This is a genomic window from Achromobacter sp. 10T422 (genome assembly GCF_056394065.1).
Map to the genome: position 1 here is coordinate 12,655 of NZ_JBFTHD010000009.1, position 25,763 is coordinate 38,417.

The following is a 25,763-nucleotide window of genomic DNA, read 5'->3' on the forward strand; positions in this document are numbered from 1 at the left end:
CTTATTTGCCGGCCATGCCCATGGCGGTGGGCAGCCACAACGTGATCTGCGGGATGTAGGTAATGGCGATCAGCGCCACGAACAGCGGCACCAGCCACGGCAGAATGGCCATCGTGGTGCGTTCAACCGATAGCCGCGCCACCCGCGCCAGCACGAACAGCACCATGCCCATTGGTGGATGCAGCAGGCCGATCATCAGGTTCAAGGTCATGATGAGACCGAAGTGGATCGGGTCGATGCCCAGCTTCAACACGATGGGCAGCAGGATCGGAACAAGAATGGTGATGGCGGCGATGGTGTCGATGAAGCAGCCGACGATCAGGATCAGCACGTTCGCCATCAGCAGAAACACCCACTTGTTCTGCGTCACGCTCAGAATGGCGTCGGTCAGCGTTTGCGCGGCTTGCGTGGTGGTCAGCAGCCACGCGAAGACGGATGCCGCCGTCACGATGAACAACACAGAGGCGGTCGTTTCGATGGTGTCGAAGGTGGCTTTGGCCAAGGTCTTGAATGTCATTGAGCGATAGCGCACCAAGCCCAGGAACAACGCCCAGATCACCGCGGCCACGGCGGCTTCGGTGGGCGTGAACCAGCCCAGCGTCATGCCGCCAATCAAGATCACCGGCGCCATCAACGCCATCACCGCAGAAAAGTTGAAGCGCCAATCCAGCGCCAGCAGCGCCACGAATGCAATGCCAGTGGCCACGTTGGGCGACACGCCGGCTAGCGTCATCAGCCAGATCGACAAAGGAAACGACAGCACAATCAGCACTTCCAGGCCCGCGCCGCCCAGCCGCTTCCAGTTGAAGGCCACGTCACCGCCCCAGTTATTACGGCGGGCGTAATAGGCCACGGTCAGCATCATCAGGATGGTCAGCACCGCGCCCGGCAACAAGCCGGCCAGGAACAGCGAGCCGATCGACACGTTGGCCATCATGCCGTAGATAACGAAGGGCAAAGACGGCGGAATGATGGGGCCCAACGTGGCCGAGGCCGCCGTTACCCCGACGGCGAATTCCGTTTCGTAGCCATGATCTTTCATGGCTTTGATTTCGATGGTGCCTAGCCCCGCGGCGTCGGCAATGGCCGTGCCGGACATGCCGGCAAACACCACCGAGCCGATGATGTTCACCTGCCCCAGCCCGCCGCGCATCCAGCCCACCAACGCGACCGCAAAGTTATAGATGCGGCCGGTGATGCCGGCGATGTTCATCAAGTTGCCGGCCAGAATGAAGAACGGCACGGCCAGCAAAGGAAACGATTCGACGCCCGCAATCATGCGCTGCGCGACCACCACATCCGGCACGCTGCCCGAGATCAATACGAACAACAGCGATGCGCCTGCCATGGACACCGCCACCGGCAAGCCCAGAATCATCAACAGCAGAAAGGTTCCAATCAGTGTGCCCATGAGTCGCTCCTGGAATGGCACTGCGGATACATAAGGGTGTGGCGCGGCGCGCCGTTCAGTCGAGCGACTCGTAGGCCGCCGGGTTTTCCAGAATCGAATAGCCCTGCCGCCAGTTCTGCACGGACACTTGAAGGGACCGCAGGAACATCATGACGAAGCCCGCCAGCGCAACCCAGTACACGTAGGACTTGTTCCAGAACAAGGTGGTCATGGGCTCGTCGCCCACCAGCACGATGTAGCGATACGTCAGCCACACGGCATAGCCGAAGAAGGCCGAGCGCAACACGTCGATCAACGTAGACAGCACGCGGCTGACAGGTTTGGGCAGGTAGCGGTACAGGAAGTCCACCTGAATATGGCGGCAGGCGCGCACGCACATCGCAGCGCCCAGGAACACCACGCCAATCAGGCAATACACCGCCAACTCTTCGGTCCACGCGTACGAATCATTCAGCACGTAGCGCGAGAAGAATTGCAGGAAGACGAGCCCCGCCATCGTCCAGAATATCGCCAGGCAGATCCAGTCTTCGGGCGCGTAGCCGGCCAGGCTGACTTCGTGATGGTCGGCCTCTTCGAAGCTATGGACGATCTCGTCGACGGATGACTGATGCGGGCCGGGTGGCGACGCGGCGTGGCCGGGCGCCGGGGTCGGGCCATGGTTGACGGCCGCCATGGGCGCCGCTTTTGCGTTCACGTGCATGAAGTTCCCCTGGTCGGAATCGGGTATCGAGCGCCGGGTATCAAACGGTGGCCGGCAACGGCGGGCCAACACGGCCCGCCGCCGCGGCTTACTTCACCGCCTGGATCTTTTCCCAATCCGATTTCTGATAGCCGTACTGCTCGAACGGCACCTTCTCCAGCACGGTCTTGCGGAAGTCGTCGACGTTGACTTCGGCCACGTTCAAGCCGCGCTTCTTGAACACTTCGACCATTTTCTTTTCGCTGTCGGCAACTTCGGATGACGCCTTTTCCGCTGCCTGCTGCGCAACCTCCGCGAAGATCTTCTTGTCTTCATCAGACAAGCTCTTCCACAACTTGCCCGAGATCACCGTGTTCAGGTGGTCAACGATGTGGCCCGTCAGGATGATGTTCTTCTGCACTTCGTAGAACTTCTTCGCTTCGATGGTGGTGAGCGGGTTTTCCTGCGCTTCCACCGTGCCGTTCTGCAAGGCCAGGTACACCTCGGCGAACGCGATGGGCGCGGTATTGGCGCCACAGGCGCGCGGCATGGCCAGGTAGGCGGCCACGTCCGGCACGCGAATCTTCATGCCCTTCATTTCCGAACACTTGGTGAAGGCGCGATTCGATGTCGTCTGGCGCGTGCCGTAGTAGGTGGTGGCGACGATGTGGTTGCCGCTTTTTTCGTCGTAGCCGCCCGTGAGCTCCTTGTAGATGTCGCTCTTGGTGTAGGCGATCAGGTGCTCGGGGCTGCGGAAAGTGTAGGGGTAATAGGTGACGCCGATGCGGGGAAAGCTCTTGGCGGCGAAGCTGGAGCCCGAGATGATCATATCCACCGTGCCCAGCGTCAGCCCCTGGTTGATGTCGTTCTCCTTGCCCAGCTGAGAGGCGGGGTAGACATCGATGTGATAGCGGCCGTTCGTGCGTTTCTCGATTTCCTGCGCCGCCCACACCGACGAGGTGTGGAAGGGTTCGGAAGTCTCGTACACATGCGCCCATTTCAGCTTGGTTTGCGCCAGCGCGCTGCCACTGACGGCGAGCGCGACGGCGGCAAACAGCACTTTGATAGCGTTGCCTCGATTCATGTTGTCTCCTCTCTTTGAGGTAACGGACGCGGCGAATGTTGTTGTGAGCCGGCCCGCTTTATGTTTCACATCGGGATATCACCTACAGGTTGCACCTTCGTACTGCGACTACGGTTCCCCGGTGGCGTCAGGACGCCGCCGGCTCTTTGCTATCCACGCGCATTGTCTCGGCCCCGCCTGGCCAGCTGGCGGTCAAGCGGTCGAACGAGCAGGAAAGATGGTGATGCATCGCGGCGCGCGCGGCGGTTTCGTCGCCCGCCGCGATGGCGGTGATGACGCGGCGATGCTCGGTAATGGCGACGGCCCAGCTGTCGGGGTTTTCGAAGTAGTCGCCCAGCTTCACGGACAGGGGGTTGTGGCGTTCGTCGAAGAGTTCGCCCACCACGCGCACCAGCACGGCGTTGTTGGCCATTTCGGCCACGCGCAAGTGAAACAGGCGGTCGCCGCGGATGGGCACGTAGCCTGCGCGCGCTTCCTCTTCCATGGCGCCTACGGCTTCCAGCAGGCCATCCACCAGCGCCGGCGCCGTGTGGCGGGCGGCTTGGGCGGCGAGTTCGCCTTCGATGGTCCAGCGTGCGCGGATGGTTTCAAGCGGGCTTTCGGCGGTCAGGCTCGCGCGCGGCGCGCCGGCGAGGCTCTGCACGTACACGCCGGAACCCATGCGCACTTCCACCCAGCCTTCGACTTCGAGTGCGATCAGCGCTTCGCGCACCGACGGGCGCGACACGCCCAGCTTCAACGCCAGATCGCGCTCCGGGGGAAGCCGCGCGCCCACGGGAAATTCGCCCGCCTCGATCAGCAGACGCAACTGGTCGGCAATCTGGCGGTACAAACGTCGCGGCTCGATGGTCTGAATCGGCATGGGGCGGGAAGCCTTGGGGATACAGCTGGCTGACAGGACGAAAAGGTAAAGTGGCCTTACCAATTGACCAGAATCCTGCGCCTGCTGTCGTTGGGTCACAATTAGGGTTTGCCCATAGCCCTGCTTCGCATCACGCGGGCAACCCTTATCTGTTAAAAAGCCGCCACACCCGGCCCTCTTTCGCAACCATGACCCACGACCCGCAACACTCGCCCTTTAAAAGCAGCGGCGGCGCGCGCCGCATCTTGAATGCGCTGCGTTATTCCTGGCAGGGCCTGAAGGCCGCCGTCAAATACGAAGCGGCCTTCCGCCAGGAACTCGCGCTGGCCGTGCTGATGATTCCGGCGGCGTTCTTCCTGGGGCGGACCACGGTCGAGGTCTTTTTCCTGGTTGGCACGGTCATCATGGTGCTGGCGGCGGAACTGCTGAATTCCGCCATCGAAGCCTTGGCCGATGCTTTGTCCGTGGAACGCCACCCCTTGCTGGGGCGCGCCAAGGACCTGGGCAGCGCAGCGGTGATGCTGCTGCTGATCTTCGCCGGAGCGGTCTGGATAGGCGTTGCCATCAGCCGTTTCGCCATGCATTGACACGGGTGGCGCCCCATGGGGGGTGCGCCGCTCTTTATACTGGGAGCCATGATGCCTAATTCGACGTCAGCACCCTCTGAGCGCATCGTCATCGTTGGCGGTGGCGCGGGCGGCCTGGAACTGGCCGCAAAGCTTGGCCGTATTCACGGCCGGCAACACGTGACGCTGGTCGACAGCCGTCCATTCCATATCTGGAAACCGTCGCTGCACGAAGCGGCCGCCGGCACGCTGGATATCCACCAGGAAGGCTTGTCCTATCTGATGCTGGCCCACATGAACGGCTTTTCGTTCGCGCAGGGCCGCTTGCTGAGCGTGGATCGCGCGCGCCGCCAGATCGTGGTGGATGCCGTGAACGACTCGCAGGGCCAGGAAGTCCTGCCGCGCCGCGACCTGGGCTACGACACGCTGGTGCTGGCGCTGGGCAGCACGTCCAACTTCTTCAATACCCCCGGCGCGGCCGAACACGCCGTCACGCTGGACACCACCGAAAACGCCGAACAATTCCGCCTGACCATGCTGAAAGCCATGGCGCAGGTGGACTTGGCCAAGGTGCGCAACCCGTCGGCCCGGCTGGACCTGGTGATTGTGGGTGGCGGCGCCACGGGCGTTGAACTGGCGGTTGAGCTGACCGAAGCCAGCCATGTGGTCAGCGCCTACGGCCTGCCTAACTTCCGTGCGGAACGCGACCTGGCGATCACGCTGGTTGAAGGCGCACCGCGCATTCTGTCGGCCCTGCCCGAGAAAATCTCGGAAGCCGCCACCAACCGGTTGACCGAGCTGGGCATTGGCGTGGAAACGGCGTGCCGCGTATCGGAAGTAACCGCCAACAGCGTGAAGACCGCCGACGGCCGCGAATTTCCCGCGCAGCTGTGCATGTGGGCGGCCGGCATCAAAGGCCCCGCCCTGCTGGCCGACCTGGACCTGCCGCTGAACAAGCTGGGCCAGCTGGAAGTCAACGAACGGCTGGAAACGGCCGACCCGCACATCCTGGCGCTGGGCGATTGCTGCTCGGTACCCTGGCGTGACGGCCGCACCGTGCCTGCCCGCGCGCAAGCCGCGCACCAGCAGGCCGATTACCTGGCCAAGAAGCTCACCGCCCGCCTGCGCCGCTCGGCGGAACCTGCCGGCCCCTACGTCTATCAAGATCACGGGTCGCTCGTGTCGCTGGGCCAGGACGCGGGCGTGGGGTCCCTGATGGGCAAGCTCGCCGGACGGGGACTGTTCGTAAGCGGTACACTGGCGCGCTTGATGTACATGAGCCTGCACCTGATGCACCACAAAGCGGTGCTCGGTATCTCACGCACCGCCTCCCTGGCCCTGGCTCGCCTGCTCATGCGGCGCACGCGCCCCCGGGTCAAACTGCACTGAACTCCCCCATGAATTTCCTGCAAAAACTCGAACACGCCTGGACCACCAGCAACTCGCTTCTGCAAGTGGGCCTGGACCCCGACCCCCAACGCTTTCCGCGCGAATTGCAGGACAAGCCGGACGCCATCTTCCAGTTCTGCCGCGACATCGTCGACGCCACCGCGCCGTACGCATGCAGCTTCAAGCCGCAGATTGCGTACTTCGCCGCGCACCGCGCCGAAGACCAGCTGGAAGCGCTGTGCCAGCACATCCGCGACAAGCACCCCGACTTGCCGATCGTGCTGGACGCCAAGCGTGGCGACATCGGCTCCACCGCCGAAAACTATGCCCGCGAAGCCTACGAACGCTATCAGGCGCACGCGCTGACGGTCAGCCCCTACATGGGCCTGGACTCGGTCGAGCCCTACCTGGCGTGGCGTGACCGTGGCGTGATCGTGCTGTGCCGCACGTCGAACCCCGGCGGTTCCGATCTGCAATTCCTGAAGATGGATAACGGCGAGCCGCTGTACCTGCACGTGGCAGGCCTGGTGGCCGACAAGTGGAACGCCAACGGCCAGTGCGGCCTGGTGGTGGGCGCAACGTTCCCGAACGAGCTGGCGGCGGTTCGCCAGCGCATTGGCGACGCCCTGCCCCTGCTGGTGCCGGGCATCGGTGCGCAAGGCGGCGACATCACCGCCACCGTGAACGCCGGCGCCAATGCCGCCCGCAGCGGCATGATGATCAATTCGTCACGCGCCATCATTTACGCCAGCGGCGGCGACGATTGGCGCGAGGCCGCCGGCCGCGCCGCCATGGGCCTGCGCGACGCGATCAACGCGGTGCGCTGATCCCGGCGTCGTCGCCAAAAAAAACGGGTTGCATGCGTGCAACCCGTTTTTTTTCAGCGCGGCTTAGCGTCGTTCGGCGGCATGTCGTGTTGCTCAGTGCCGCTTAGCGCCGATTCACCGGCGCGCCCAGAAATTCCAACACCCCTCGCAGCGCAAATTCCACCGCCGCGTGGCGCACCTGCGTGCGATCGCCGGGGAACACGTGCGTGACGGCGCGGCTGGTAATGCCTTCGCCCACGCGCATCGCAAACCCAAAGCACACCATGCCCACCGGCTTGCCCGGCGTGGCGCCGCCCGGCCCGGCGATGCCGGTGGTGGACACGGCCACGTGCGCGGCGGGTGACACCAGCAACACGCCGTTGGCCATTTCCAGCGCCACCGGTTCGCTGACCGCCCCGAAGTGATGCAGGGTATCGGGCGACACATCCAGTTCCGTCACCTTGGCGTCGTTGCTGTAGGTGACAAAGCCGCGCTCGAACCAGTCGCTGGAACCGGCCACCGACGTCATCGCGCCGGCCAGCAGGCCGCCCGTGCAAGACTCCGCCGTGCCCAACATCCAGCCATGGCGGCGCATGGCGTCGCCCAGCCGTTCAGCCAGACCCACGATGGTGGCTTCCGCCAACTGCTCCGCCGATAAATTCGAACGGGTGGTTCCTTGCGGTTCGCTCATCCCAAGACTCCTGTGCGTGCAATCAATGCCATGACCAGCAAGGCGTAGCCGGCGGCGACGATATCGTCCCACATTACGCCGAAGCCGCCCTTGATGTGGGCGTCAAAAAACTTGATGGGTGGCGGCTTGACGATGTCGAAGGTGCGAAACAGCGCAAACGCCAGCAACTGCGACAACCAGCCTGCGGGCGTAAGCCAAAGCACCAGCCAGAACGCCACCATCTCGTCCCAGACCATTCCGACATGATCCGACTGCCCAAGTTCACGGCCCACACGATGGCAGGCCCAGCAGCCGTATAAAAAGGCCAGCGCCAGGAACACGCCAATGGCCAGATCCGACGCCGCAGGCGCCGCCGCCACCCAGATGCCCCAAGCAAGCAACGTGCCCCAGGTGCCAGAGGCCGGGCGGATCAGGCCGCTGCCAAAGCCGAACGCGATCAAACGGCCAGGATCGCGGCACACCCAGGACAGGGCGGGATAGACAGCCCGCGAGCGTTCGCGCATGGAGACGGATGGCTTATCGGAAGAGGACATGGATGCGAGGCGGAGTAAGAGGGAACGAAGACAGGGATTGCGCGGGGTCAGGGTCTGGGTCAGGATCTGGGTCTGGATCAGGGTCAGGGTCTGGGTCTGGATCAGGGTCTAGGTCAGGGTCAGGGTCTGGGTCAGGACGCGGGGAAATGGTCGAAGCCGGCAGGCAGGTCGGCCAGCGGATGGCCCTGGCTGTCCATCACGCGCAGCCCGGCTTGAGACAGCGTTTGGCCGATGCGGGTGACGCGGGCCTGGGCTGCGCGGGCGGCGGCTTCCACGGCATCGCGTTTGGCCGCCGGAGCGGTAAAGCACAACTGATAGACGTCACCGCCGCCCAGCACCGCGCGGCGGCGCAGCGCTTCGTCCATGGCGGACACGGCGGCGGCCACCGGCAGGCTCGCTTCATCCAGGCTTGCGCCCAGCCGGCTTGCAGCCAGGATGTGGCCCAGGTCCTGCAACAGGCCGTCAGACAAGTCGATCGCCGCATGCGCAATGCCGCGCAACGCCAGACCCAGCGCCACTTGCGGCTGCGGCCATTCCAGCGCGCCGCGGGTGGCGGCCAGCAAAGCGTCGTTCGCGGCGTACTGGCCATCCAGCAGGCGGTAGGCCACATCGGCCGCGCCCAGTTCGCCGGACACCCAGATGTCGTCGCCCGCTTCTGCGCCATCCCGGCGCAGGGCTTGTCCGGCCGGCACTGCGCCGAACACGGTGACGCTGATGGCCAGGTCATGCGCGCTGCGCGTGGTATCGCCGCCGATCAGCGGGCAGCCATGGGCATCGGCCAGCGCGTGAAAGCCTTCGGCGAACGCGGCCAGCCACGGCTCTTCCAGACGCGGCAAGGCCAGCCCCAACACGCAGCCGATCGGGCGCGCGCCCATGGCGGCGAGATCCGACAGGTTCACGGCCAGGGCCTTGTGGCCCAGCGCGCGCGGGTCCACGTCGGGAAAGAAATGCCGGCCTTCCAGCAGCAAGTCGGTGCTGGTGGCGACTTGTTCGCCGGGCGGCACGGGAAACAGCGCGCAGTCGTCGCCCACGCCCAGCAGCCCTGCGGGCGCGGTGCGGGTGAAATAGCGCGCGATCAGATCAAATTCGGACGCCACGGCAACTCCGAAAACCCGGCAGGCACGCCGGCACGATTATCAAAAGCCGAAGGGGTCAGGCGCAGGCCGCGCCTGCCGCACCGGATAAGGGTGCGCGCAGGGCGGCATGCGCCTGACCCCTTCGACAGGCGGTCAAGCCCCGGTTCAGCGCCGTTGCTGCGCCGCGGCCTGGACCTCGTTCGCACGCACGTCGGCAGCCAGTTTGTCGAGCACGCCGTTGACGAACTTGAAGCCGTCGGTACCGCCAAACGATTTGGCCAGCTCAACCGCTTCGTTGATGGCGACCTTGTACGGCACTTCGACATGATGAATCAGTTCGAAGCTGCCGATCAGCAGGATGCCATGCTCAACGGGCGACAGCTCGGCCAGCGGGCGGTCGATGTAGGGCGTGAAACGCTCGCGCAGCGTGGGCGCTTCGCGCAGAACACCATGCAGCAAGGTCTTGAACCATTGCGCGTCGGCCTCGGAAAAATCCTCGGTGTCGCGCAAATGGGCGTCGATCTCGCCGGCGTCCTGCGTGCCTTCGCCACCGCGCAGCAGCCACGCGTACACGCCTTGCAGCGCGAATTCGCGTGCACGGCGGCGAGCGCTGCGCGCATTGGCGCGGGCTTGCGCCGCGCTATCAGCGCTTGTCGTCGTCTTCTTCGTCGTCAAAATCTTCGTCCTCGTCTTCGTCGTCTTCGTCTTCGTCTTCTTCCTCGGGTTCCAGCGCCGCCACCAGGTTGGCCATTTCAACGGCCACCTGAGCGCAATCGCGGCCCTTGCCGGCGGCGCGGGCTTGCGCCTGCTCGTCGGTGTCGACGGTCAGAACGCCGTTTGCGACGGGGATGCCGGTTTCCAGGGAGATACGGGTGATTGCCGTGGCCGTTTCATTGCTGACCACTTCAAAGTGATAGGTCTCGCCACGGATGACCGCGCCCAGTGCAATCAGGGCGTCGAATTCAAACGTTTCGGCCATGTGGGACAGGGCCACGCCCAGTTCCAGGGCGCCGGGAACGGTGGTGACCATGACGTCACGTTCGTCCACGCCCAGTTCGGCCAGTTCTTTCAGGCACGCTTCAAGTTCGGCTTGGCCGATTTCTTCATTGAAGCGGGCGCGTACGATGCCGATGTGCAGCCCTTCGCCGTTCAGGTCGGGGGTAAGGATGTAAGGGTTCATGTGTCGGCCTTCAGTGTGTTGCGGGAGTATTCTGCGGGTCGCAATCGTAACCCGTAATGGTCAGCGAGAATCCGGCCATGCTGGGCATCTTGCGCGGCCGGGCCAGCAGCCTCATTTGGCCCACGTTCAGGTCGCGCAGAATCTGGGCGCCGATGCCATAAGTGCGCAAGCCGAAGCGGTCGGTGCTGGCGGCGGCAGCAGCCTGGGCCTTCGGGTCGTTCCAGCCGGCAATCTGGCCAAACAGGTGTTCCGTGGACGATTGGCAATTCATCAGCACCAGGACGCCTGCGGGCGAAGCGGCAATGGCCTCAAGGGCCTGCGCCACGCCCCAGCTGTGCGGGCTGGCGCCGGTGTCCAGCACGTCCAGCACCGAGGCCGGCTCGTGTACGCGCACCAGCGTTTCGACGTCGGGGGTCACGTTACCATGCACCAGCGCCAAATGGGCGGAGCCGGTGGCGGCGTCTTCATAGGCCACGGCCTCGAAGGTGCCCCACGCCGTTTGCATGGGGCGCTTGCCCACGCGCTTGACGATGGATTCGTGTTCGCTGCGGTACTGGATCAGGTCGGCGATGGTGCCAATCTTCAGGTTGTGCTGGCGGGCGAATTCCACCAGGTCCGGCAAGCGGGCCATGGTGCCGTCCGGCTTCAGAATTTCGCAGATGACGGCGGCAGGCGTCAGGCCGGCCATGGCCGTCAAGTCGCAACCGGCTTCCGTGTGGCCAGCGCGCACCAGCACGCCGCCGGGCACGGCGCGCACCGGGAAGATGTGGCCGGGCTGGACCAGGTCGGACGGCTTGGCGTCGCGCGCCACCGCTACCTGAATGGTGCGGGCGCGGTCGGCGGCCGAAATGCCGGTCTCGACGCCTTCGGCGGCTTCGATCGACTGCGTGAAATTGGTGCCGTAGCGCGTGCCGTTGCGGGCCGCCATCATGGGCAATTCCAACTGGCGGCAGCGTTCTTCGGTCAGGGTCAGGCACACCAGGCCGCGGCCATGGGTGACCATGAAGTTGATGGCTTCGGGCGTGACGAATTCGGCGGCCATGACGAGGTCGCCCTCGTTTTCACGGTCTTCTTCGTCAACCAGGATGACGATGCGGCCGGCACGCAGCTCGGCGATGATCTCGGCAACCGAAGCGATGCCGAAGGATTCCGGCTCGGAGCCGGGCAAAGAGGACAACTGGACGGACATGGCGGGCACGCAAACCAGGCGGGAAAGCCCGGATTTTACCGCTCTCGGCGCCAGAATCCCTATTCGCCCGCCAGAAGGCCGCCCGGCGGGGGCATCCGGTTAAACTTTCGCCCGGAGATCCCCCTATAAATCGAAGGAAAAACCTCATGCAAGCCCTTGCGGCCATGCCCTTGACCGTCGCGGCGGCGGTTCGCGTCGTGTTGACCGATATCGATGACACGCTGACCACCGAAGGCCGCCTGCCGGCCGACGCCTACGCCGCGCTGGAGCGCCTGGAACAGGCCGGCATCCAGGTCGTGCCCATTACCGGCCGCCCGGCCGGCTGGTGTGACCACATCGCCCGCATGTGGCCCGTGCGCGCCGTGGTGGGGGAAAACGGCGCGTTCTACTACGCGTATGACCGCAACGCGCGCCGCATGACCACGCATTACTGGACGGACGCCGCGTCGCGCCAGGCCAGCCGCAAGCAATTGGACGCCATCCGCGACCGCGTGCTGGCCGAGGTGCCTGGTGCCGCGGTGGCTAGCGACCAGGACTACCGCGTGGCCGACCTGGCCATTGATTTCTGCGAAGACGTGCCTGCCCTGCCCGATTCGGCCATCAGCAAGATCGTCCAGATCTTCCATGACGCCGGGGCGCAAGCCAAAGTCAGCTCCATCCACGTGAACGGCTGGTTTGGCGACTACGACAAGCTGACCATGACCCGCACGATGTTCCAGCGGGAATTCGGCCAGGATGTCGCAAGCGCCTTGGACAGCACGCTGTTCATCGGCGATTCGCCCAATGACGAACCGATGTTCGCGTACTTCCCGATTTCGGTCGGCGTGGCCAACATCCAGGCCCAGCTGCATCGCCTGACGGACCGCCCGGCTTATGTCGCGGCGTTTCACGGCGGCGCGGGCTTTGTCGAGATGGCCAACCGGCTGCTGGCCGCGCGCCAGGCGTCGCAGCCAACCCAAGCCCAACCGGCATAAGGTCAGACACACCGTGGCCACCACCAAGCCCTCCTCCTCTGCCGCCGCCAATGACGGCCGCCGCAGCATCCAGTCCATCGAAGTGGGCGTGCCGTTATTGTCCGCGTTGGTGGACGCCGGCAAGCCCCTGAACCTGCGCGACCTGGCCGCAGGCGCCGGCATGACGTCCGCCAAAGCCCACCCCTATCTGGTGAGTTTCATCCGCGTGGGGCTGGTGCAGCAGGACGCCATTACCGGCCAGTACGAGCTCGGCCCCTTCGCCTTGCAGATGGGGCTGGTCAGCCTGCAACGGCTGGATCCGGTGCGCATCGCCATGCCCGAGATCGCCACGCTGCAATCCGAAATCGGCCACACGCTGGGCATTGCCGTGCTGGGATCGCACGGCCCCACGATGATCCACATGACCGAAGCCAGCTACCCGGTGCACGTGAACATGCGCAAAGGCACGGTGATGTCGATGCTGCACACGGCCACCGGCCTGGTGTTTGCCGCGTGGCTGCCGCCCAAGGTCAGCGAGCACTACATTGCCCGCGAAGAAGGCGACACGGCAGTCATTGCCAGCGTGCCGCCCCCGCGCAAGGCATCGCGCGCCAACATAGAGGCGCAACTGGCCGACATCCGCGTGCACGGCATGGCCCGCGCGTTGGGCAACCCGCTGCCCGGCGTGGATGCGCTGTCGGTGCCGGTGTTCGACAACACCGGCAACATCGTTCTGGCGCTGACCAGCCTGGGTCCCACCGGCCTGTTCGACGTGGCGTGGGACGGCGCCATCGCCCGGCCGCTGCTGGCCTGCGCGCAAGAGATTTCGCGCAAGCTGGGCTATCGGAATTAAGACTTTCGTTCGGTTGTTCGCAAAAAAACGAACATAAAACGAACAATTCGAACAAAAGTCGAAAACAAAGGCAGGGACTTTCCCAAGTGTGCCTGTCCCCTCTTGTGTGTTTGAATTCAGGAAATATTCAAATTCATCCCATAAGAGGAGACAAACCATGCACGCGATGCGTCTATTGCAAGCGGCCGCCCTGGCCGCATTCGCTTTTGGCGGCACGGCCGCCCAGGCCGCCGACACCTGCTCCAACCGCGGTGATCTGGACCAGATGTACTGCGACGCCAACAAGGATTTGGTGGCGGACACGCCCGCCGACGCGTCCAAGCAGAAGACCCCGTCTACCCTGGTGTTCACCTACACCCCGGTGGAAGACCCGGCGGTCTACGAAGACATCTTCAAGCCCTTCACCAAGCACCTGTCCGAATGCACGGGCAAGCGCGTCGTGTTCTATCAAGTGCAAAGCAACGCCGCCGAAATCGAAGCCATGCGCTCGGGCCGCTTGCACGTGGGCGGTTTCTCGACCGGCCCCACCGCCTTCGCCGTAAACATCGCGGGCGCCGTGCCGTTTGCCGTGAAGGGTTATGCCGACGGCTTCCAGGGCTACAACCTGATCGTCATCGTCAAGAAAGACAGCCCCTACCAGAAGCTGACCGACCTGAAGGGCAAGAAGCTCGCGCACACCGCACCGTCGTCGAACTCCGGCCACATGGCGCCCGTGGCGCTGTTCCCCAAGGAAGGCCTGACGCCGGACAAGGACTACAAGGTGGTCTTCTCGGGCAAGCACGACCAGTCCGTCATGGGCGTGAACTCGGGCGATTACGACGCCGCCGCCGTGGCCTCCGACGTTTTCAAGCGCATGGTCGAACGCGGCCAGGTCAAGGAAGCCGACTTCCGCGTGATCTACCGCAGCGAAAAATTCCCCACCTCGTCGTTCGCCTACGCGCATGACCTGGAGCCGAAGTTCCGCGACCAGATGCTCAAGTGCTTCTACGACTACCRCTTCCCCGCGGAAATGTCGAAGGCCTTTGATGGCGCCGACCGCTTCTATCCGGTGACCTACCAGAAAGACTGGGCCATCGTCCGCCAGGTGGCTGAATCGGGTGGCGAAAGCTTCAACCGCGCCGCCTACGACCGCGAATCCGCAAAGAGCAAGAAGTAATCCAGCATGACGACGTCGCTACGCATTTCCGGCCTGGTCAAGGAATACCGGGCCGGCCGGCCGGTTCTCAATGGCATCAACCTTGAAGTCGCCGGCCAAGGCCTGACCGCCATCATCGGCCCTTCCGGCACCGGCAAAAGCACGCTTCTGCGTTGCATCAACCGGCTGATCGAACCCACCCAGGGCGAGATCGTGTTGCAGTCCAAGGAAGGCACCGTGGACCTGGCCCGTGTGCGTGGCGCGTCGTTGCGCCGTGCGCGCCGGCGCATCGGCATGGTGTTCCAGGAATACAACCTGGTTGAACGCCTGACCGTCATGGAAAACCTGCTGACGGGCCGGCTGGGCTACACCTCGGCGCTCAAGGCCTGGATGCGCCGCTTCGAACCCGAAGATATCGAGCACGCCTACAAGCTGCTGGATACCGTCGGCCTGGCGGGCTTTGCCGACCAGCGCGCGGATGCCTTGTCGGGCGGCCAGCGCCAGCGCGTAGGCATCGCCCGCGCGCTGATGCAGCGCCCGCAACTGCTGCTGGCAGACGAGCCGACGTCGTCGCTCGACCCGAAGACCTCGGTTGAAATCATGGAGCTGCTGTCCGTGCAGGGCAGCGCCACCGGCATTCCCGTCATCGTGAACATTCACGACGTGGAGCTTGCGCGCCGCTACGCCACCCGCATCGTCGGCATGTCCGGCGGGCATGTGGTCTATGACGGCGACGGCCAGGGGCTGGATGCCACCATGCTCAAGACGATCTACGGAGGCGAGTCTTGGCTGGAATGACGCACCCTCAGGGCAACCGCCCCTTTGCCATGTCCGGGCGCGCCAAGGCGGGCCTGGTGCTGCTGCTGATCTACACCGTGTATGCCGGCGCGCAGCTGGATTTCAGCTGGGCGCGCTTTGAAACCGGCATGGGGCATGCGTCGACGTTTCTTTCGCGCATGTTCCCGCCCAATTTCGAAAAGCCCGCCACCTTGTGGAAGGGCATTGCGGAAAGCCTGGAAATTGCCGTGCTGGCCTCGGTGCTGGGCATTCTGTTCGCGCTGCCCGTGGGCCTATTGGGCGCGCGCAACATGATGCCGGCCTGGGTGTCGTGGCCCGCGCGTTCGCTCGTAGCCTTGTGCCGCGCGCTGCACCCGGTCATCGTCGCCATTCTGTTCGTCAAGGCCGTGGGCTTTGGCGCGCTGGCGGGCATTCTGGCGTTGACGGTGGCGTCTATCGGCTTCATCGGCAAGCTGTTCACCGAAGCCATCGAAGAGATATCGCTCAAGCAGGTGGAAGCGGTGCGCGCAAGCGGCGCGTCGTTCGCCAACGTGATCATCTTTGGCGTGCTGCCGCAGGTGTTCGCGCGCTTCATCGGCTTTGCCACCTATCAATTCGACTCCAACCTGCGCAACTCCACCATGGTGGGTATCGTGGGCGCGGGCGGGGTGGGCGGCACGCTGTTCTCGGCCTTCCAGCGCTTTGATTACGACTTCGTCAGCGCCATCCTGCTGACGCTGATCGCCATCATCATGCTGGGCGAAATCATTGCGGGCTTCGTGCGCGCCGTGTTCCTGGACAACCTGGGCTTTGACCGCATCCTGCAAGGCCGCTTTGCCGGCGCACGCGGCATCAGCGCCGGCAAACCGCCGGCGGCCCGCAAGGCGGAGGTGGAAGAATGAACACCCATGCCTCTACCTTGAACCCGGCCGGTTCGCCACGCGTGTGGCAGCGCTACAGCATGGGCCAGCGGCTGCTGCGCTTTGCGCTGTATCTGCTGGTGGTGGCCGCCATTGTGCAAGCCATTCGCGGCGTGGAAGTCATACCGGAGTTCCTGTATGACGCCCCCGAGCAGATGGCCGACCTGTTTCGCCGCATGTGGCCGATCGACTGGGCTTACTACCCGGATGGCGTGCACAACGCGCTGATCGAAACGCTGCACATCGCCACACTGGGCACCATTCTGTCCGTCTTCATGGCGGTGCCGGTGGGCCTGCTGGCGGCCAACAACCTGACGCCCAGCAAGACCATCAACATGCTGGCCCGGCTGATTCTGGTGTCCAGCCGCTCGGTCAATTCGCTGGTCTGGGCGCTGCTGTTCATCGCCATCTTCGGACCCGGCGCGCTGGCCGGCACGCTGGCCATTGCGTTCCGCTCGATCGGGTTCGTGGGCAAGCTGGTGGGCGAAGCCATCGAAGAGGCGCAGCGCGGCCCCATCGAAGCCGTGACCGCCACGGGCGCCAGCAAGGGTTCGGTGCTGTGGTACGCCTACTGGCCGCAGATTCGTCCGGCGTTCTGGTCGATTGTGCTGCTGCGCTGGGACATCAACGTGCGCGAATCCGCCGTGTTGGGGCTGGTGGGCGCAGGCGGCATCGGCATGGCGCTGGACACGGCGCTGAACCTGTTCCAGTGGGATCGTGTGGCGCTGGTGCTGGCCGCGATCTTCGTGGTGGTGGTGCTGGCCGAAATCATCATTACCCAGGCGCGTAAGCGAATCTTGTGACGCACGCTGTGGTGCGCATCCTGTAGTGCGCATCCTTTATGCGCATGCTTAGCGTCCCTGTTTAACGCTTGTCGGTTTCCCCTGACCAGCGCTCCTTGGCGCCGCCCTTGAAAAGGGGCGGCGCTTTTTTCTTGTCGCGGTTGCGGTGCAGCTTGTCCGGCGATTGCGAACACGTCTATGCTCAATGTGAACAAAATATGAACGGTCATCAAATCCCGCCCCCGGGTTGATTAAGATCTCGGCTTTTGCCGTTGGACACCCATCGCCATGTCGGAACAGGAATTGAAGCTGCACGTGCCCACGGCGTCCCGCCAGGCCGTGCTGCGCGAAATCAAGCAACGCGAAGCCACGCGCGTCCGTTTGCATGCCATGTATTTCGACACGCCCGAACGCGAACTGGCGCGGGCGCGCATCGCGATCCGCTTGCGCCAGGAAGGCAGCGACTGGGTGCAGACGCTGAAGATGCCGGGCATCAACGCCATCACGCGCATTGAACTGAACCATCCCCGCCCCGGGCCCGTGCTGGATTTGTCGGTCTATGCCGGCACCGAAGTTGAAAGCGCGCTTGCCGCCATCAAAGGCGAACTAGGCCTGCGTTATGAAACCGACGTGCAGCGCCTCTTGCGCAAGGTCCGCACGCGCTACGGCACGGTGGAACTCGCGTACGACACCGGCATCCTGCGCGCGGGCGCGTTGGAACTGCCCATTTCCGAACTGGAATTCGAACTCGTGTCCGGCCGCCCCGCCGCCATCTTCGCCACCGCGCGCGGCTGGCAGCAGCGCCATAGCCTGGTGCTGGACCCGCGCAGCAAATCTGAACGCGGCGACGCGCTGGCGCAGTTGGCAGAACGCCTGGCCGACGTAGACGCCGCGCCGGGCGACGATCTGGAAACCCGCCGCGCCCAAGCCATTGCACAATTCTGGGCGCCGCGCACGGCAAGCTCCGTCAAGCTGCGCGACGACATGACGCCGTCGCAAGCCATGGGCCGCATCGCCGCCGAATGCCTGGACCAGATCGCGCGCAACGCTTCAGTGCTGGCCGAAGTGGACACCGAAGGCGTGTACCGCGCCGGCAATTCCGAACACGTGCATCAATTGCGCGTGGGCGTGCGCCGGCTGCGTTCGGCGTGGAAACTCTTCGACGGCTGGATTGCGCCGGTGCCGGACGCGCTGCTGGAAGGCGCGCGCACGCACTTCGGCGCATTCGGCGCCAACCGCGACCAAGACGTGTTGAACGAAACCGTGGCGCCCGCGCTGATGCGCGCCGGCATGCCCGTGATTCCGATGGAAGCCCCGCCGCCTGAAGAAGACGCGCAGACCATCGCGGGCGGCAAGGGCTTTCAAGCCTGGTTGCTTGAGTTGCTGGAATGGAGCCTGGAGGTGCCGCCCGCCATGCCGGCCAACGACGGCATGACGATCGCCAACGGCACGCCCAGCGACGCCGCGCCCGAACCCGCGATCCGCCTGGAAGGCGGGGTGGCTGGGCCGAGCGTCAAGCCCACCATCATCCCGATGCTGGCGCCCGAACCCGAGCCGCAACGCTTGCACAAGCAGCTGGCTCGCCGCCTGCATCGCTGGCATAGCAAGGTGGCGGATCAAGGCACGCAATTCGCCACGCTGGACATTCCCACGCGCCACGAGCTGCGCAAGCGCGGCAAGCGGCTGCGCTACAGCCTGGCGTTCGCCGAATCGCTGCTGCCCGCCGCCAAGCTGCGCGGCTATCGCAAGCTGCTGTCCAAGGTGCAGGACGTGCTGGGCGAGATCAATGATCTGGCGGTAGCGCGCGACTACTACGAGTCGTGTACGGCCACGCATCCGCAAGCCTGGTTCGCGCTGGGCTGGATCAGCGCACGCCTGGAAGAGCTGGCGGTGGATGCCCAGAAGGCGTTCGAGGAATTGGCAAAGAGCAAGCCGTTCTGGAAGTAACCGGGGTCGGGCGCGCGGGCGCCTGCGCTACCCGATTTTCACGACAGCCGCTTGTGCGGCTTGCACCTCGACACGCATCTCGCACTGCGTTTCAAAAAAGGGGCCATAGACAGCAACGGGTCAGCTTGCTGTCAAGTTAACGACATCCGTGGCACCAATACTGGATCGCTGTCGTCCGGCCAACACGCGCCGGGCGCCTTCGTGGCCCGCAGCATCCGCCCGGCATTCGTCCTCTGTGACGGCAACGGCCCTGCGCGCCGTCAGCCCATCCACATAGACCGAACCATGGAAACCACTTCCCCCTTGCTCGCCCATGCAAGACGAGGCCTGTTGGCCTTCTGCGCCCTGTCGCTTGTGTTCACGCTGTCCGCTTGCGGCGGTGACGACAACGACTCGGACGAACCCGCTCCCCCCACGACGCCGACGACGCCCGCCCCGCCCCCCGCGGCGTGCGCCACGCATTGCGCCCCATGAGCCCGTTCATCGCAGACCCGCAGGAGACACAGCCAATGTCGTTCGACGCATCCAAACGCAAGTTCTTCAAGACCACGCTGGGGGCCACCGCCGCCGTCAGCGCCTTGTCGATGTTCCCGCCCAGCATCCGCCGCGCGCTGGCGATTGAAGCCAGCAGCCCCACCGGCACGATTCAGGACGTCAAACACGTCGTGCTGCTGATGCTGGAAAACCGTTCCTTTGACGGCTACTTCGGCACATTCCCGGGCGTGCGCGGGTTTGGTGACCGCTTCCCCATTCCGCTGGCCAACGGCAAGAACGTGTTCCACCAGACACGCAGCGACGGCACGGAAGAATTGCCCTATCACCTGGACGCAGCGCTGGGCAACGCGCAGCGCGCGGGCAGCACGCCGCACTCGTGGCCGAACTGTCAGGCCGCGTGGGACCACGGCCGTATGAACAAATGGCCCAGCGCCAAGCAGCCGCTGTCGATGGGCTATTACGAAACCGCCGAAGTGCCGTTCCACCGCGCGCTGGCCGACGCCTTCACGCTGTGCGACAACTACCACTGCTCGATGCACGCCGGCACGATCCCCAACCGCTTGTTCTTCTGGACCGGCACTAACGGCCCATCGGGCGATAACGTGTCGGTGGTGATGAATGAAATGAACGACGGCGCCGACGTCGGCCCATCCACCGAAGGCTGGACGTGGACGACCTATGCCGACCGCCTGCAAGCCGCCGGCGTCAGCTGGAAGGTCTACCAGAACATCCCCGACAACTTCGGCTGCAACGAAATGATGAGCTTTCGGCACTGGCGCGCCGAGATCGAAAAAATGCCGGCAGACCGCCAGGTCACGAACCAGGGCGGCCCGGCCTACAACCCCGCCATCGACGATCAATTCAGCCCGCTGGCCAAGGGCTTCGGCAACACGATGCCCGACGGCGGTTTCCTGCAAAGCCTGCGCGACGACGTCGCCAACGGCACGCTGCCCGAAGTGTCGTGGATCATTCCGCCCGCTGCCTACAGCGAACACCCCGGCCCCTCCAGCCCGGCCAAGGGCGCGTGGTACATCCAGGCGGCGCTGGACGCGCTGACGCAATCGCCCGAGGTCTGGAGCAAGACCGTGTTCCTGGTCACCTACGACGAGAACGACGGCTTCTTCGACCACATGCCCACGCCGTCCGCGCCGTCACGCAACGACGACGGCACGCTCGCCGGCAAGTCGACGATGACGGACGCCGAGATGGCGTTTGAATACTTCACGTATCCGCCCGCCACGCCCAAGCAGCTGACTGCCGACGGCAAGCCCTTCGGCCCCGGCATGCGTGTGCCGATGTGGGTGATATCCCCCTGGAGCCGTGGCGGCTGGGTCAATTCGCAAGTGTTCGATCACACGTCTGCGCTGCGCTTTCTTGAGCAACGCTTCGGGGTTGTCGAACCCAACATCAGCGCATTTCGCCGCGCCGTGTGCGGTGACCTGACGTCCACCTTGAATTTCGTGTCGCCCAACAGCGCCAGCATGCCGACCTTGCCGGGCCGCACGACAAAGACGGACGCCGACGGCCTGACCACCTGGCAGGAAGCGCAGCCCGCCATCGCGATTCCGACGCAGCAGACGCTGGCCAAGCAAGCAGAGGGCACACGCCCGTCGCGCGCCCTGCCCTACGAGCTGCACACCAGCGCGCGCGAAGCGGCGCGTGAAAACCGCGTTCAATTGCTGTTCGCCAACGCCAGCACCGGCAAGACGGCTGCGGTTTTCCATGTATACGACAAGCTGCATCTGGACCGCATCCCGCGCCGTTATGTGGTCGAGGCAGGCAAGTCGCTGGACGACGTCTGGGACGTATCCGCCGACAGCGGCAAGTACGACTTGTGGGTGCTTGGCCCCAACGGCTATCACCGCGCCTTCGCGGGCGATCTGCTGCAAACGGGGGGAACGCAGCCCGAGATCCAGGTCTGCTATGTGCCTTGTGACGACCCGCAGATGCAGGTCAAGCTGCACAACAACGGCAGCGCGGCCTGCACGTTCACGGTGCAGGCCATGGCGTACCGCAACGATGGGCCATGGACGGTCACGGTCGACGCGGGCCAGGTCGGCGAGTTGAGCTGGCCCGTCACGGACAGCGGGCAGTGGTACGACTTTTCCGTCGCCTGCAACGGCTACGCCGCCTTCCAGCGCCGCTTCGCCGGACGCATGGAGACGGGGAAAGATGCCGTCAGCGATCCGGCGATGGGGAAGATGGAGTAAGGAATTCGCCGGCGATCAATGGATGATCTGCCGGCGATTCGTTGAGGATCAATCGGCCTTCAGTTGGCGATTAGTCTGCAAGCAGCGCCGCGGCGAATTCGTCCGCGACGAAGGGCTGAAGGTCTTCCAGGCTTTCACCCACGCCGATCCAGTACACCGGAATCGGGCGCACGCCCTGGCTGCCCGCCGCCACGGCAGCCAGCGTGCCGCCCTTGGCGGTGCCGTCCAGCTTCGTCACGACGAGGCCCGTCAGATTGATGGCCGCATCAAACGCGCGGATCTGCGCCAAGGCGTTCTGCCCCGTGTTGCCGTCCACCACCAACAGCACTTCGTGAGGCGCTGCCGCATCCGCCTTGCCGATGACGCGGCGGATCTTCTTCAGTTCTTCCATCAAGTGCAGCTGCGTGGGCAAGCGGCCGGCGGTATCCACCATGACCACGCCCATGCCGCGCGCGCGGCCCGCGTTCACCGCGTCAAACGCGACGGCGGCGGGGTCGCCGCCATCCTGCGAAATCACGCTGACGTTGTTGCGGCTGCCCCATTCCACGAGCTGCTCGCGGGCGGCAGCGCGGAAGGTATCGCCCGCGGCCAAGAGCACGCTGGCGCCCTGGCGCTGGAACGTGTGCGCAAGCTTGCCGATGGAGGTCGTCTTGCCCGCGCCGTTCACGCCGGCAATCATCACCACCAGCGGTTTGGCGCTGGTCAAGTTGAAGCCGCGTTCCAGCGGTCGCAGGTGATCGGCCAACAATTGGCGCAGCGCCGTCTTGACCTTGGCCGGGTCTTCAATGCGTTCTTTCTTGACGCGCGCACGCAGCGCGGTCAGCAGCTTCTCGGTGGCCTCCAGGCCCGCATCGGCCATAATGAGCGCCGATTCGAGTTCCTCGAACAGGTTTTCGTCGACCTTGACGCCGACGAAAATGCCGCCAATGCTTTGACCGGTGCGCGACAAGCCCTGCTTCAAGCGCGACAGCCACGACGCCTTCTTGGGCGCCTCGGCAGCGGGTTCAGGGGTTGGAGCTGGGGCTGGGGCTGGGGCTGGGGCTGGGGCTGGGGCTGGGACGACTGCGGCGGGTACCGGTGCAGGTGCGGCAACGACAGGCGGCGGCGTCACAATCGGGGCGGGCGCGGCAGGTACAGGCGCCGGAGCCGCGACTGGCGCATCGGCGCGTACCCGCTCGAAAGCCGGTGCGGGCGGTGCTGCCGGGGTAGCTGGCGCAGGCGACATTGCCGGGGCCACCGGCGGCGTGGCCACGGAGGGAGCGGCAACCGGTGCAGGCGCGATGGGCGCGGCTACMGGCGACGAAACCGGCGGTGAAACCGGAGCAGCAGCAGGAACTGGAGCCGGTGCCGGCGCAGGAATCACCGGCGCGGCGGCGGGTGCTACGGGCGCGACAACGGCGTCCACGACCTCTGGCGGCGGCGCGGGCTGGACCGGCGCGGCGGGCGGAGGGGATTTTTTCTTGAAGAAGCGGCTAAACATGGGTAACAAGTATATTCGTATCGTCGGCGGCCAATACAGGCGCACCCCCATCGTCGTGCCCGACGTGGAGACGCTGCGCCCCACGCCCGACCGGGTGCGCGAGACGCTGTTCAACTGGTTGAATCATCTGTGGGCCGGCGAATTCGCCGACAAACAGGTACTGGATCTGTTCGCCGGCAGCGGCGCCCTGGGTTTCGAGGCGGCGTCACGCGGCGTGGCGCATGTGCAGATGGTCGAGCGGGACAAGACCGCTGCGTCCGCGCTGCGGACACTGCGCGACAAGCTCAAAGCCGACATGATACGCATCCATGTGGGCGATGCGATGCAGGTCGCCGAACGGATGGATGCGTCCCGATTTGACCTCATCCTGTTGGACCCGCCCTTCGGACAGGGCTGGCTGCCGCGCCTGTGGCCGATCCTGCCGGGTATTCTCAGCGAGCATGGGCTAGTCTACGTCGAGGCGGAAACCCCCATCGAAGCCCCCGAAGGATTTCAGATCTTGCGGCAGGACAAGGCAGGCGCGGTGCACTACCACCTGCTGGAATTTGCTGCATTGCGCAAATAGATCAATAATCCGAGCTTCGGAGGATGGTGTACACCACTAATAACGGTACGGAGCTCGCATGATCATCGCTGTATATCCCGGCACTTTTGACCCGCTGACCCGGGGCCACGAAGACTTGGTCCGCCGTGCGGCCACGCTTTTCGACAAGGTCGTTGTGGGCATCGCCCACAGCCGCAACAAGAAGCCTTTCTTCAGCATCGACGAGCGCGTGGAAATCGCCCGCGAAGTGCTGGGCCACTATCCCAACGTGGAAGTGCAAAGCTTCGGCGGTCTGTTGAAGGATTTCGTCCGCGACCAGAACGGGCGCGTCATCGTGCGCGGCCTGCGCGCCGTGTCCGACTTTGAATACGAATTCCAGATGGCCGGCATGAACCGCCATCTGCTGCCCGACGTTGAAACCCTGTTCATGACGCCGTCGGACCAATACCAGTTCATCTCGGGCACCATCGTGCGCGAAATCGCCCAGCTGGGCGGCGACGTCAGCAAGTTCGTGTTCCCGTCCGTGGAACGCTGGTTGCAGGAAAAGGCCAAGGAACGCCGCGAGCAGTCCTGGCCGGGCTGACCCGCCCGCGTGGCACCATCCTTGAAGGGCGCTCAATGCGCCCTTCTTGCGTTTTGCGGCCCGGCAGTACAATCAAGCCGCCTCTGGCTTAACCCTGCTGCCCATCATGGCCCTGCTCATCACCGAAGAATGTATCAATTGCGACGTTTGCGAGCCCCAGTGCCCGAACGACGCAATTTCCATGGGCGATGACTATTACGTCATTGATCCCGACAAATGCACGGAGTGCGTCGGCCATCACGACGAGCCTCAGTGCAAGGTGGTGTGTCCGGTGGAGTGCATTGAACTGCACCCGCAATGGAACGAAGGCCAGGAACAGCTCATGGCCAAGTACCGCCGCCTGACCGGTGCCGCATGAGCGACGCCACACAGACAGGCATCAACCTTCCCCCCGCTTCCCACCACGCCCGCCGCGACATCTCCGCGTCGGCGATCGCGGCTGGCCTCGTGGCCGTGCTGGTCAGCTTTGGCGGCACCGCCGTGCTGATGGTGCAAGCCGGCCACGCGGCCGGGCTGGACGCGGCGCGCATCGGCTCATGGATTGGCTCGCTGAGTCTCGTGCTGGGGCTGGGCGGCGCGTTCTACAGCCTGCGCACGGGTCTGCCGATTGTCATGGCGTGGTCCACACCCGGCGCGGCCTTGCTGGTGACGGCGCTGGCGGGCGTGCCCTTCAATGAAGCCATCGGCGCGTTCGTGCTGGCGGCCGGGCTGACGCTGGCCTGTGGCCTGTTTGGCTGGATCGACCCCATCTTGCGCCGCATCCCCGGCGAAGTCGCCGCCGCGATGCTGGCTGGCGTGCTGCTCAATTTCGGCATGGGTATCTTCACCAACATCAGCAAGCAACCGGCGCTGGTGCTGACGATGTGCGCCGCCTACCTGCTGTGCCGGCGCTGGGCGCCGCGCTACGCGGTGCTGGTGGTGATGGCGGTGGCCGTCGCCCTGGCGTTCGCGCTCGACCTGATGCAGCTGAACCTGCTGGACTGGCGGCTTACCGAATTCGTCTGGACCACGCCCGCCTTCAGCGCGCAGGCTGCGGTCAGCTTGGGGATTCCCTTGTTTGTGGTCGCCATGGCGTCGCAAAACCTGCCCGGCTTGGCCATTCTGCAAGCGGCGGGCTACCGCCCCCCTGCGTCGCGTTTGGTGGCCGCCACGGGCCTCTTGGGCTTGCTGGCCGCCCCGTTTGGCGCGCACAGCGTGACGATGGGCGCCATCAGCGCCGCCATCTGCACCGGCCCCGAAGCGCATCCCGACCCCGGCAAACGCTATATCGCCGCCGCCACGTATGGGCTGGGCTATGTGGGCCTGAGCCTTGTCGCGGGTGCGGTCGCCGTCTTCTTCCAGGCCTTGCCTGCCGCGCTGCTGGCGGCGCTGGCGGGCCTGGCCTTGCTGGGCACCATCATGGGCGGCATGGCCGCCGCCATGGCCAACCCGCAACGGCGCGAAGCCGCGCTCATCACCTTGCTGGCGACGGCGTCGGGGTTCAGTTTCTGGGGAATCGGGTCGGCCTTCTGGGGCCTGGCGGCGGGCCTGCTGGCGCACACCGCATTCGAATACAAGCGGGCGCGCGCCGGGGCATAAACCGCCCCGCCGGCCGCTAGGAAAGCGTCAAGCGCTTCAA

26 protein-coding genes are annotated in these 25,763 nt (G+C 64.8%); 15 read left to right on the forward strand and 11 right to left on the reverse strand.

The genetic code is table 11. The annotated features are described in order from the left end of the window. Position 1: 1 nt before the first annotated feature. The 4 genes from AC1DB0_RS23775 to AC1DB0_RS23790 form a co-directional block, all read right to left on the reverse strand. Positions 2–1,411 carry a TRAP transporter large permease gene (locus tag AC1DB0_RS23775; RefSeq protein WP_006227624.1) on the reverse strand — a complete coding sequence of 470 codons (1,410 nt, stop codon included), beginning with the start codon at positions 1,409–1,411 and terminating at the stop codon, positions 2–4. 55 nt (positions 1,412–1,466) lie between these two features. Then, positions 1,467–2,111: a TRAP transporter small permease gene (locus tag AC1DB0_RS23780; RefSeq protein ID WP_476758098.1), complete on the reverse strand. Its 645-nt coding sequence runs from the start codon at positions 2,109–2,111 to the stop codon at positions 1,467–1,469. A gap of 88 nt (positions 2,112–2,199) precedes the next feature. After that, positions 2,200–3,174 carry a sialic acid TRAP transporter substrate-binding protein SiaP gene (locus AC1DB0_RS23785; RefSeq protein WP_175170882.1) on the reverse strand — a complete coding sequence of 325 codons (975 nt, stop codon included), beginning with the start codon at positions 3,172–3,174 and terminating at the stop codon, positions 2,200–2,202. A 127-nt stretch (positions 3,175–3,301) separates the two neighbouring features. After that, positions 3,302–4,036 carry a FadR/GntR family transcriptional regulator gene (locus AC1DB0_RS23790; protein ID WP_054423117.1) on the reverse strand — a complete coding sequence of 245 codons (735 nt, stop codon included), beginning with the start codon at positions 4,034–4,036 and terminating at the stop codon, positions 3,302–3,304. A gap of 188 nt (positions 4,037–4,224) precedes the next feature. Here AC1DB0_RS23790 and AC1DB0_RS23795 point away from each other — a divergent pair, with 188 nt between their 5' ends. The 3 genes from AC1DB0_RS23795 to pyrF are packed head-to-tail and all read left to right on the forward strand — an operon-like array spanning position 4,225 to position 6,818. After that, the gene (locus AC1DB0_RS23795; RefSeq protein ID WP_054423118.1) at positions 4,225–4,623 is read left to right on the forward strand and encodes a diacylglycerol kinase; all 399 of its coding nucleotides are present in this window, start codon (positions 4,225–4,227) and stop codon (positions 4,621–4,623) included. A 48-nt stretch (positions 4,624–4,671) separates the two neighbouring features. After that, positions 4,672–5,991, forward strand: a complete 1,320-nt coding sequence (locus AC1DB0_RS23800) for an NAD(P)/FAD-dependent oxidoreductase (protein ID WP_175170883.1) — start codon at positions 4,672–4,674, stop codon at positions 5,989–5,991. An 8-nt stretch (positions 5,992–5,999) separates the two neighbouring features. Beyond that, complete coding sequence (pyrF, locus tag AC1DB0_RS23805; RefSeq protein WP_006227618.1) at positions 6,000–6,818, forward strand: orotidine-5'-phosphate decarboxylase; 819 nt, start codon at positions 6,000–6,002, stop codon at positions 6,816–6,818. Positions 6,819–6,921: 103 nt separating this feature from the next. On the opposite strand, the gene AC1DB0_RS23810 is transcribed toward pyrF, so the two are convergent. The 6 genes from AC1DB0_RS23810 to ribBA all read right to left on the reverse strand — a co-directional run bounded on the left by AC1DB0_RS23810 (position 6,922) and on the right by ribBA (position 11,466). Beyond that, a complete protein-coding gene (locus AC1DB0_RS23810; protein ID WP_054423120.1) occupies positions 6,922–7,488 on the reverse strand; it encodes a CinA family protein in 567 nt (188 codons plus the stop codon). Continuing rightward, positions 7,485–7,991: a phosphatidylglycerophosphatase A family protein gene (locus tag AC1DB0_RS23815; protein WP_342066278.1), complete on the reverse strand. Its 507-nt coding sequence runs from the start codon at positions 7,989–7,991 to the stop codon at positions 7,485–7,487. Before AC1DB0_RS23815 ends, AC1DB0_RS23810 begins: the two co-directional genes overlap by 4 nt. A 161-nt stretch (positions 7,992–8,152) precedes the next feature. Further along, positions 8,153–9,118 carry a thiamine-phosphate kinase gene (gene thiL / locus AC1DB0_RS23820; RefSeq protein ID WP_342066264.1) on the reverse strand — a complete coding sequence of 322 codons (966 nt, stop codon included), beginning with the start codon at positions 9,116–9,118 and terminating at the stop codon, positions 8,153–8,155. 144 nt (positions 9,119–9,262) lie between these two features. After that, positions 9,263–9,772 carry a transcription antitermination factor NusB gene (gene nusB / locus AC1DB0_RS23825; RefSeq protein WP_175170885.1) on the reverse strand — a complete coding sequence of 170 codons (510 nt, stop codon included), beginning with the start codon at positions 9,770–9,772 and terminating at the stop codon, positions 9,263–9,265. Continuing rightward, positions 9,741–10,277: a 6,7-dimethyl-8-ribityllumazine synthase gene (gene ribH / locus AC1DB0_RS23830; protein ID WP_054423123.1), complete on the reverse strand. Its 537-nt coding sequence runs from the start codon at positions 10,275–10,277 to the stop codon at positions 9,741–9,743. The genes nusB and ribH overlap by 32 nt, the downstream gene beginning before the upstream one ends. 10 nt (positions 10,278–10,287) lie before the next feature. Continuing rightward, positions 10,288–11,466: a bifunctional 3,4-dihydroxy-2-butanone-4-phosphate synthase/GTP cyclohydrolase II gene (gene ribBA, locus AC1DB0_RS23835; protein ID WP_054423124.1), complete on the reverse strand. Its 1,179-nt coding sequence runs from the start codon at positions 11,464–11,466 to the stop codon at positions 10,288–10,290. 146 nt (positions 11,467–11,612) lie between these two features. Here ribBA and AC1DB0_RS23840 point away from each other — a divergent pair, with 146 nt between their 5' ends. The 8 genes from AC1DB0_RS23840 (at position 11,613) to AC1DB0_RS23875 (ending at position 21,538) form a co-directional block, all read left to right on the forward strand. After that, complete coding sequence (locus AC1DB0_RS23840; RefSeq protein WP_342066263.1) at positions 11,613–12,440, forward strand: HAD-IIB family hydrolase; 828 nt, start codon at positions 11,613–11,615, stop codon at positions 12,438–12,440. 13 nt (positions 12,441–12,453) lie between these two features. Next, a complete protein-coding gene (locus AC1DB0_RS23845; RefSeq protein ID WP_054423126.1) occupies positions 12,454–13,272 on the forward strand; it encodes an IclR family transcriptional regulator in 819 nt (272 codons plus the stop codon). A gap of 157 nt (positions 13,273–13,429) precedes the next feature. Beyond that, on the forward strand, positions 13,430–14,428 hold the full coding sequence (gene phnD, locus AC1DB0_RS23850; RefSeq protein ID WP_476758753.1) for a phosphate/phosphite/phosphonate ABC transporter substrate-binding protein: 999 nt from the start codon (positions 13,430–13,432) through the stop codon (positions 14,426–14,428). Between the two features lie 6 nt (positions 14,429–14,434). Further along, positions 14,435–15,205, forward strand: a complete 771-nt coding sequence (gene phnC, locus AC1DB0_RS23855) for a phosphonate ABC transporter ATP-binding protein (protein WP_447982618.1) — start codon at positions 14,435–14,437, stop codon at positions 15,203–15,205. Beyond that, entirely contained in the window at positions 15,202–16,086 is an 885-nt protein-coding gene (gene phnE, locus AC1DB0_RS23860; RefSeq protein WP_054423129.1) for a phosphonate ABC transporter, permease protein PhnE, read from the forward strand. Before phnC ends, phnE (AC1DB0_RS23860) begins: the two co-directional genes overlap by 4 nt. Further along, positions 16,083–16,907, forward strand: coding sequence for a phosphonate ABC transporter, permease protein PhnE (gene phnE / locus AC1DB0_RS23865; protein ID WP_342066261.1), 825 nt, complete (start codon positions 16,083–16,085; stop codon positions 16,905–16,907). Before phnE (AC1DB0_RS23860) ends, phnE (AC1DB0_RS23865) begins: the two co-directional genes overlap by 4 nt. Before the next feature lie 267 nt (positions 16,908–17,174). Then, positions 17,175–18,833 (forward strand): CYTH and CHAD domain-containing protein, encoded by a 1,659-nt coding sequence (locus AC1DB0_RS23870; RefSeq protein ID WP_476758099.1) that lies wholly within the window; start codon positions 17,175–17,177, stop codon positions 18,831–18,833. Between the two features lie 509 nt (positions 18,834–19,342). Then, positions 19,343–21,538 carry a phosphocholine-specific phospholipase C gene (locus tag AC1DB0_RS23875; RefSeq protein WP_476758100.1) on the forward strand — a complete coding sequence of 732 codons (2,196 nt, stop codon included), beginning with the start codon at positions 19,343–19,345 and terminating at the stop codon, positions 21,536–21,538. Between the two features lie 70 nt (positions 21,539–21,608). On the opposite strand, the gene ftsY is transcribed toward AC1DB0_RS23875, so the two are convergent. Beyond that, a complete protein-coding gene (gene ftsY, locus AC1DB0_RS23880; RefSeq protein ID WP_476758101.1) occupies positions 21,609–22,763 on the reverse strand; it encodes a signal recognition particle-docking protein FtsY in 1,155 nt (384 codons plus the stop codon). A 253-nt stretch (positions 22,764–23,016) separates the two neighbouring features. Between ftsY and rsmD the strand changes: the two genes are divergently transcribed. The 4 genes from rsmD to AC1DB0_RS23900 all read left to right on the forward strand — a co-directional run bounded on the left by rsmD (position 23,017) and on the right by AC1DB0_RS23900 (position 25,723). After that, positions 23,017–23,583 (forward strand): 16S rRNA (guanine(966)-N(2))-methyltransferase RsmD, encoded by a 567-nt coding sequence (gene rsmD, locus AC1DB0_RS23885; RefSeq protein ID WP_175170890.1) that lies wholly within the window; start codon positions 23,017–23,019, stop codon positions 23,581–23,583. Positions 23,584–23,641: 58 nt separating this feature from the next. Continuing rightward, the gene (gene coaD / locus AC1DB0_RS23890) at positions 23,642–24,145 is read left to right on the forward strand and encodes a pantetheine-phosphate adenylyltransferase (protein WP_046807920.1); all 504 of its coding nucleotides are present in this window, start codon (positions 23,642–23,644) and stop codon (positions 24,143–24,145) included. 106 nt (positions 24,146–24,251) lie between these two features. Next, complete coding sequence (locus AC1DB0_RS23895) at positions 24,252–24,503, forward strand: YfhL family 4Fe-4S dicluster ferredoxin (RefSeq protein ID WP_006221659.1); 252 nt, start codon at positions 24,252–24,254, stop codon at positions 24,501–24,503. Next, a complete protein-coding gene (locus AC1DB0_RS23900) occupies positions 24,500–25,723 on the forward strand; it encodes a benzoate/H(+) symporter BenE family transporter (protein WP_054423135.1) in 1,224 nt (407 codons plus the stop codon). The genes AC1DB0_RS23895 and AC1DB0_RS23900 overlap by 4 nt, the downstream gene beginning before the upstream one ends. Positions 25,724–25,763: the final 40 nt, after the last annotated feature.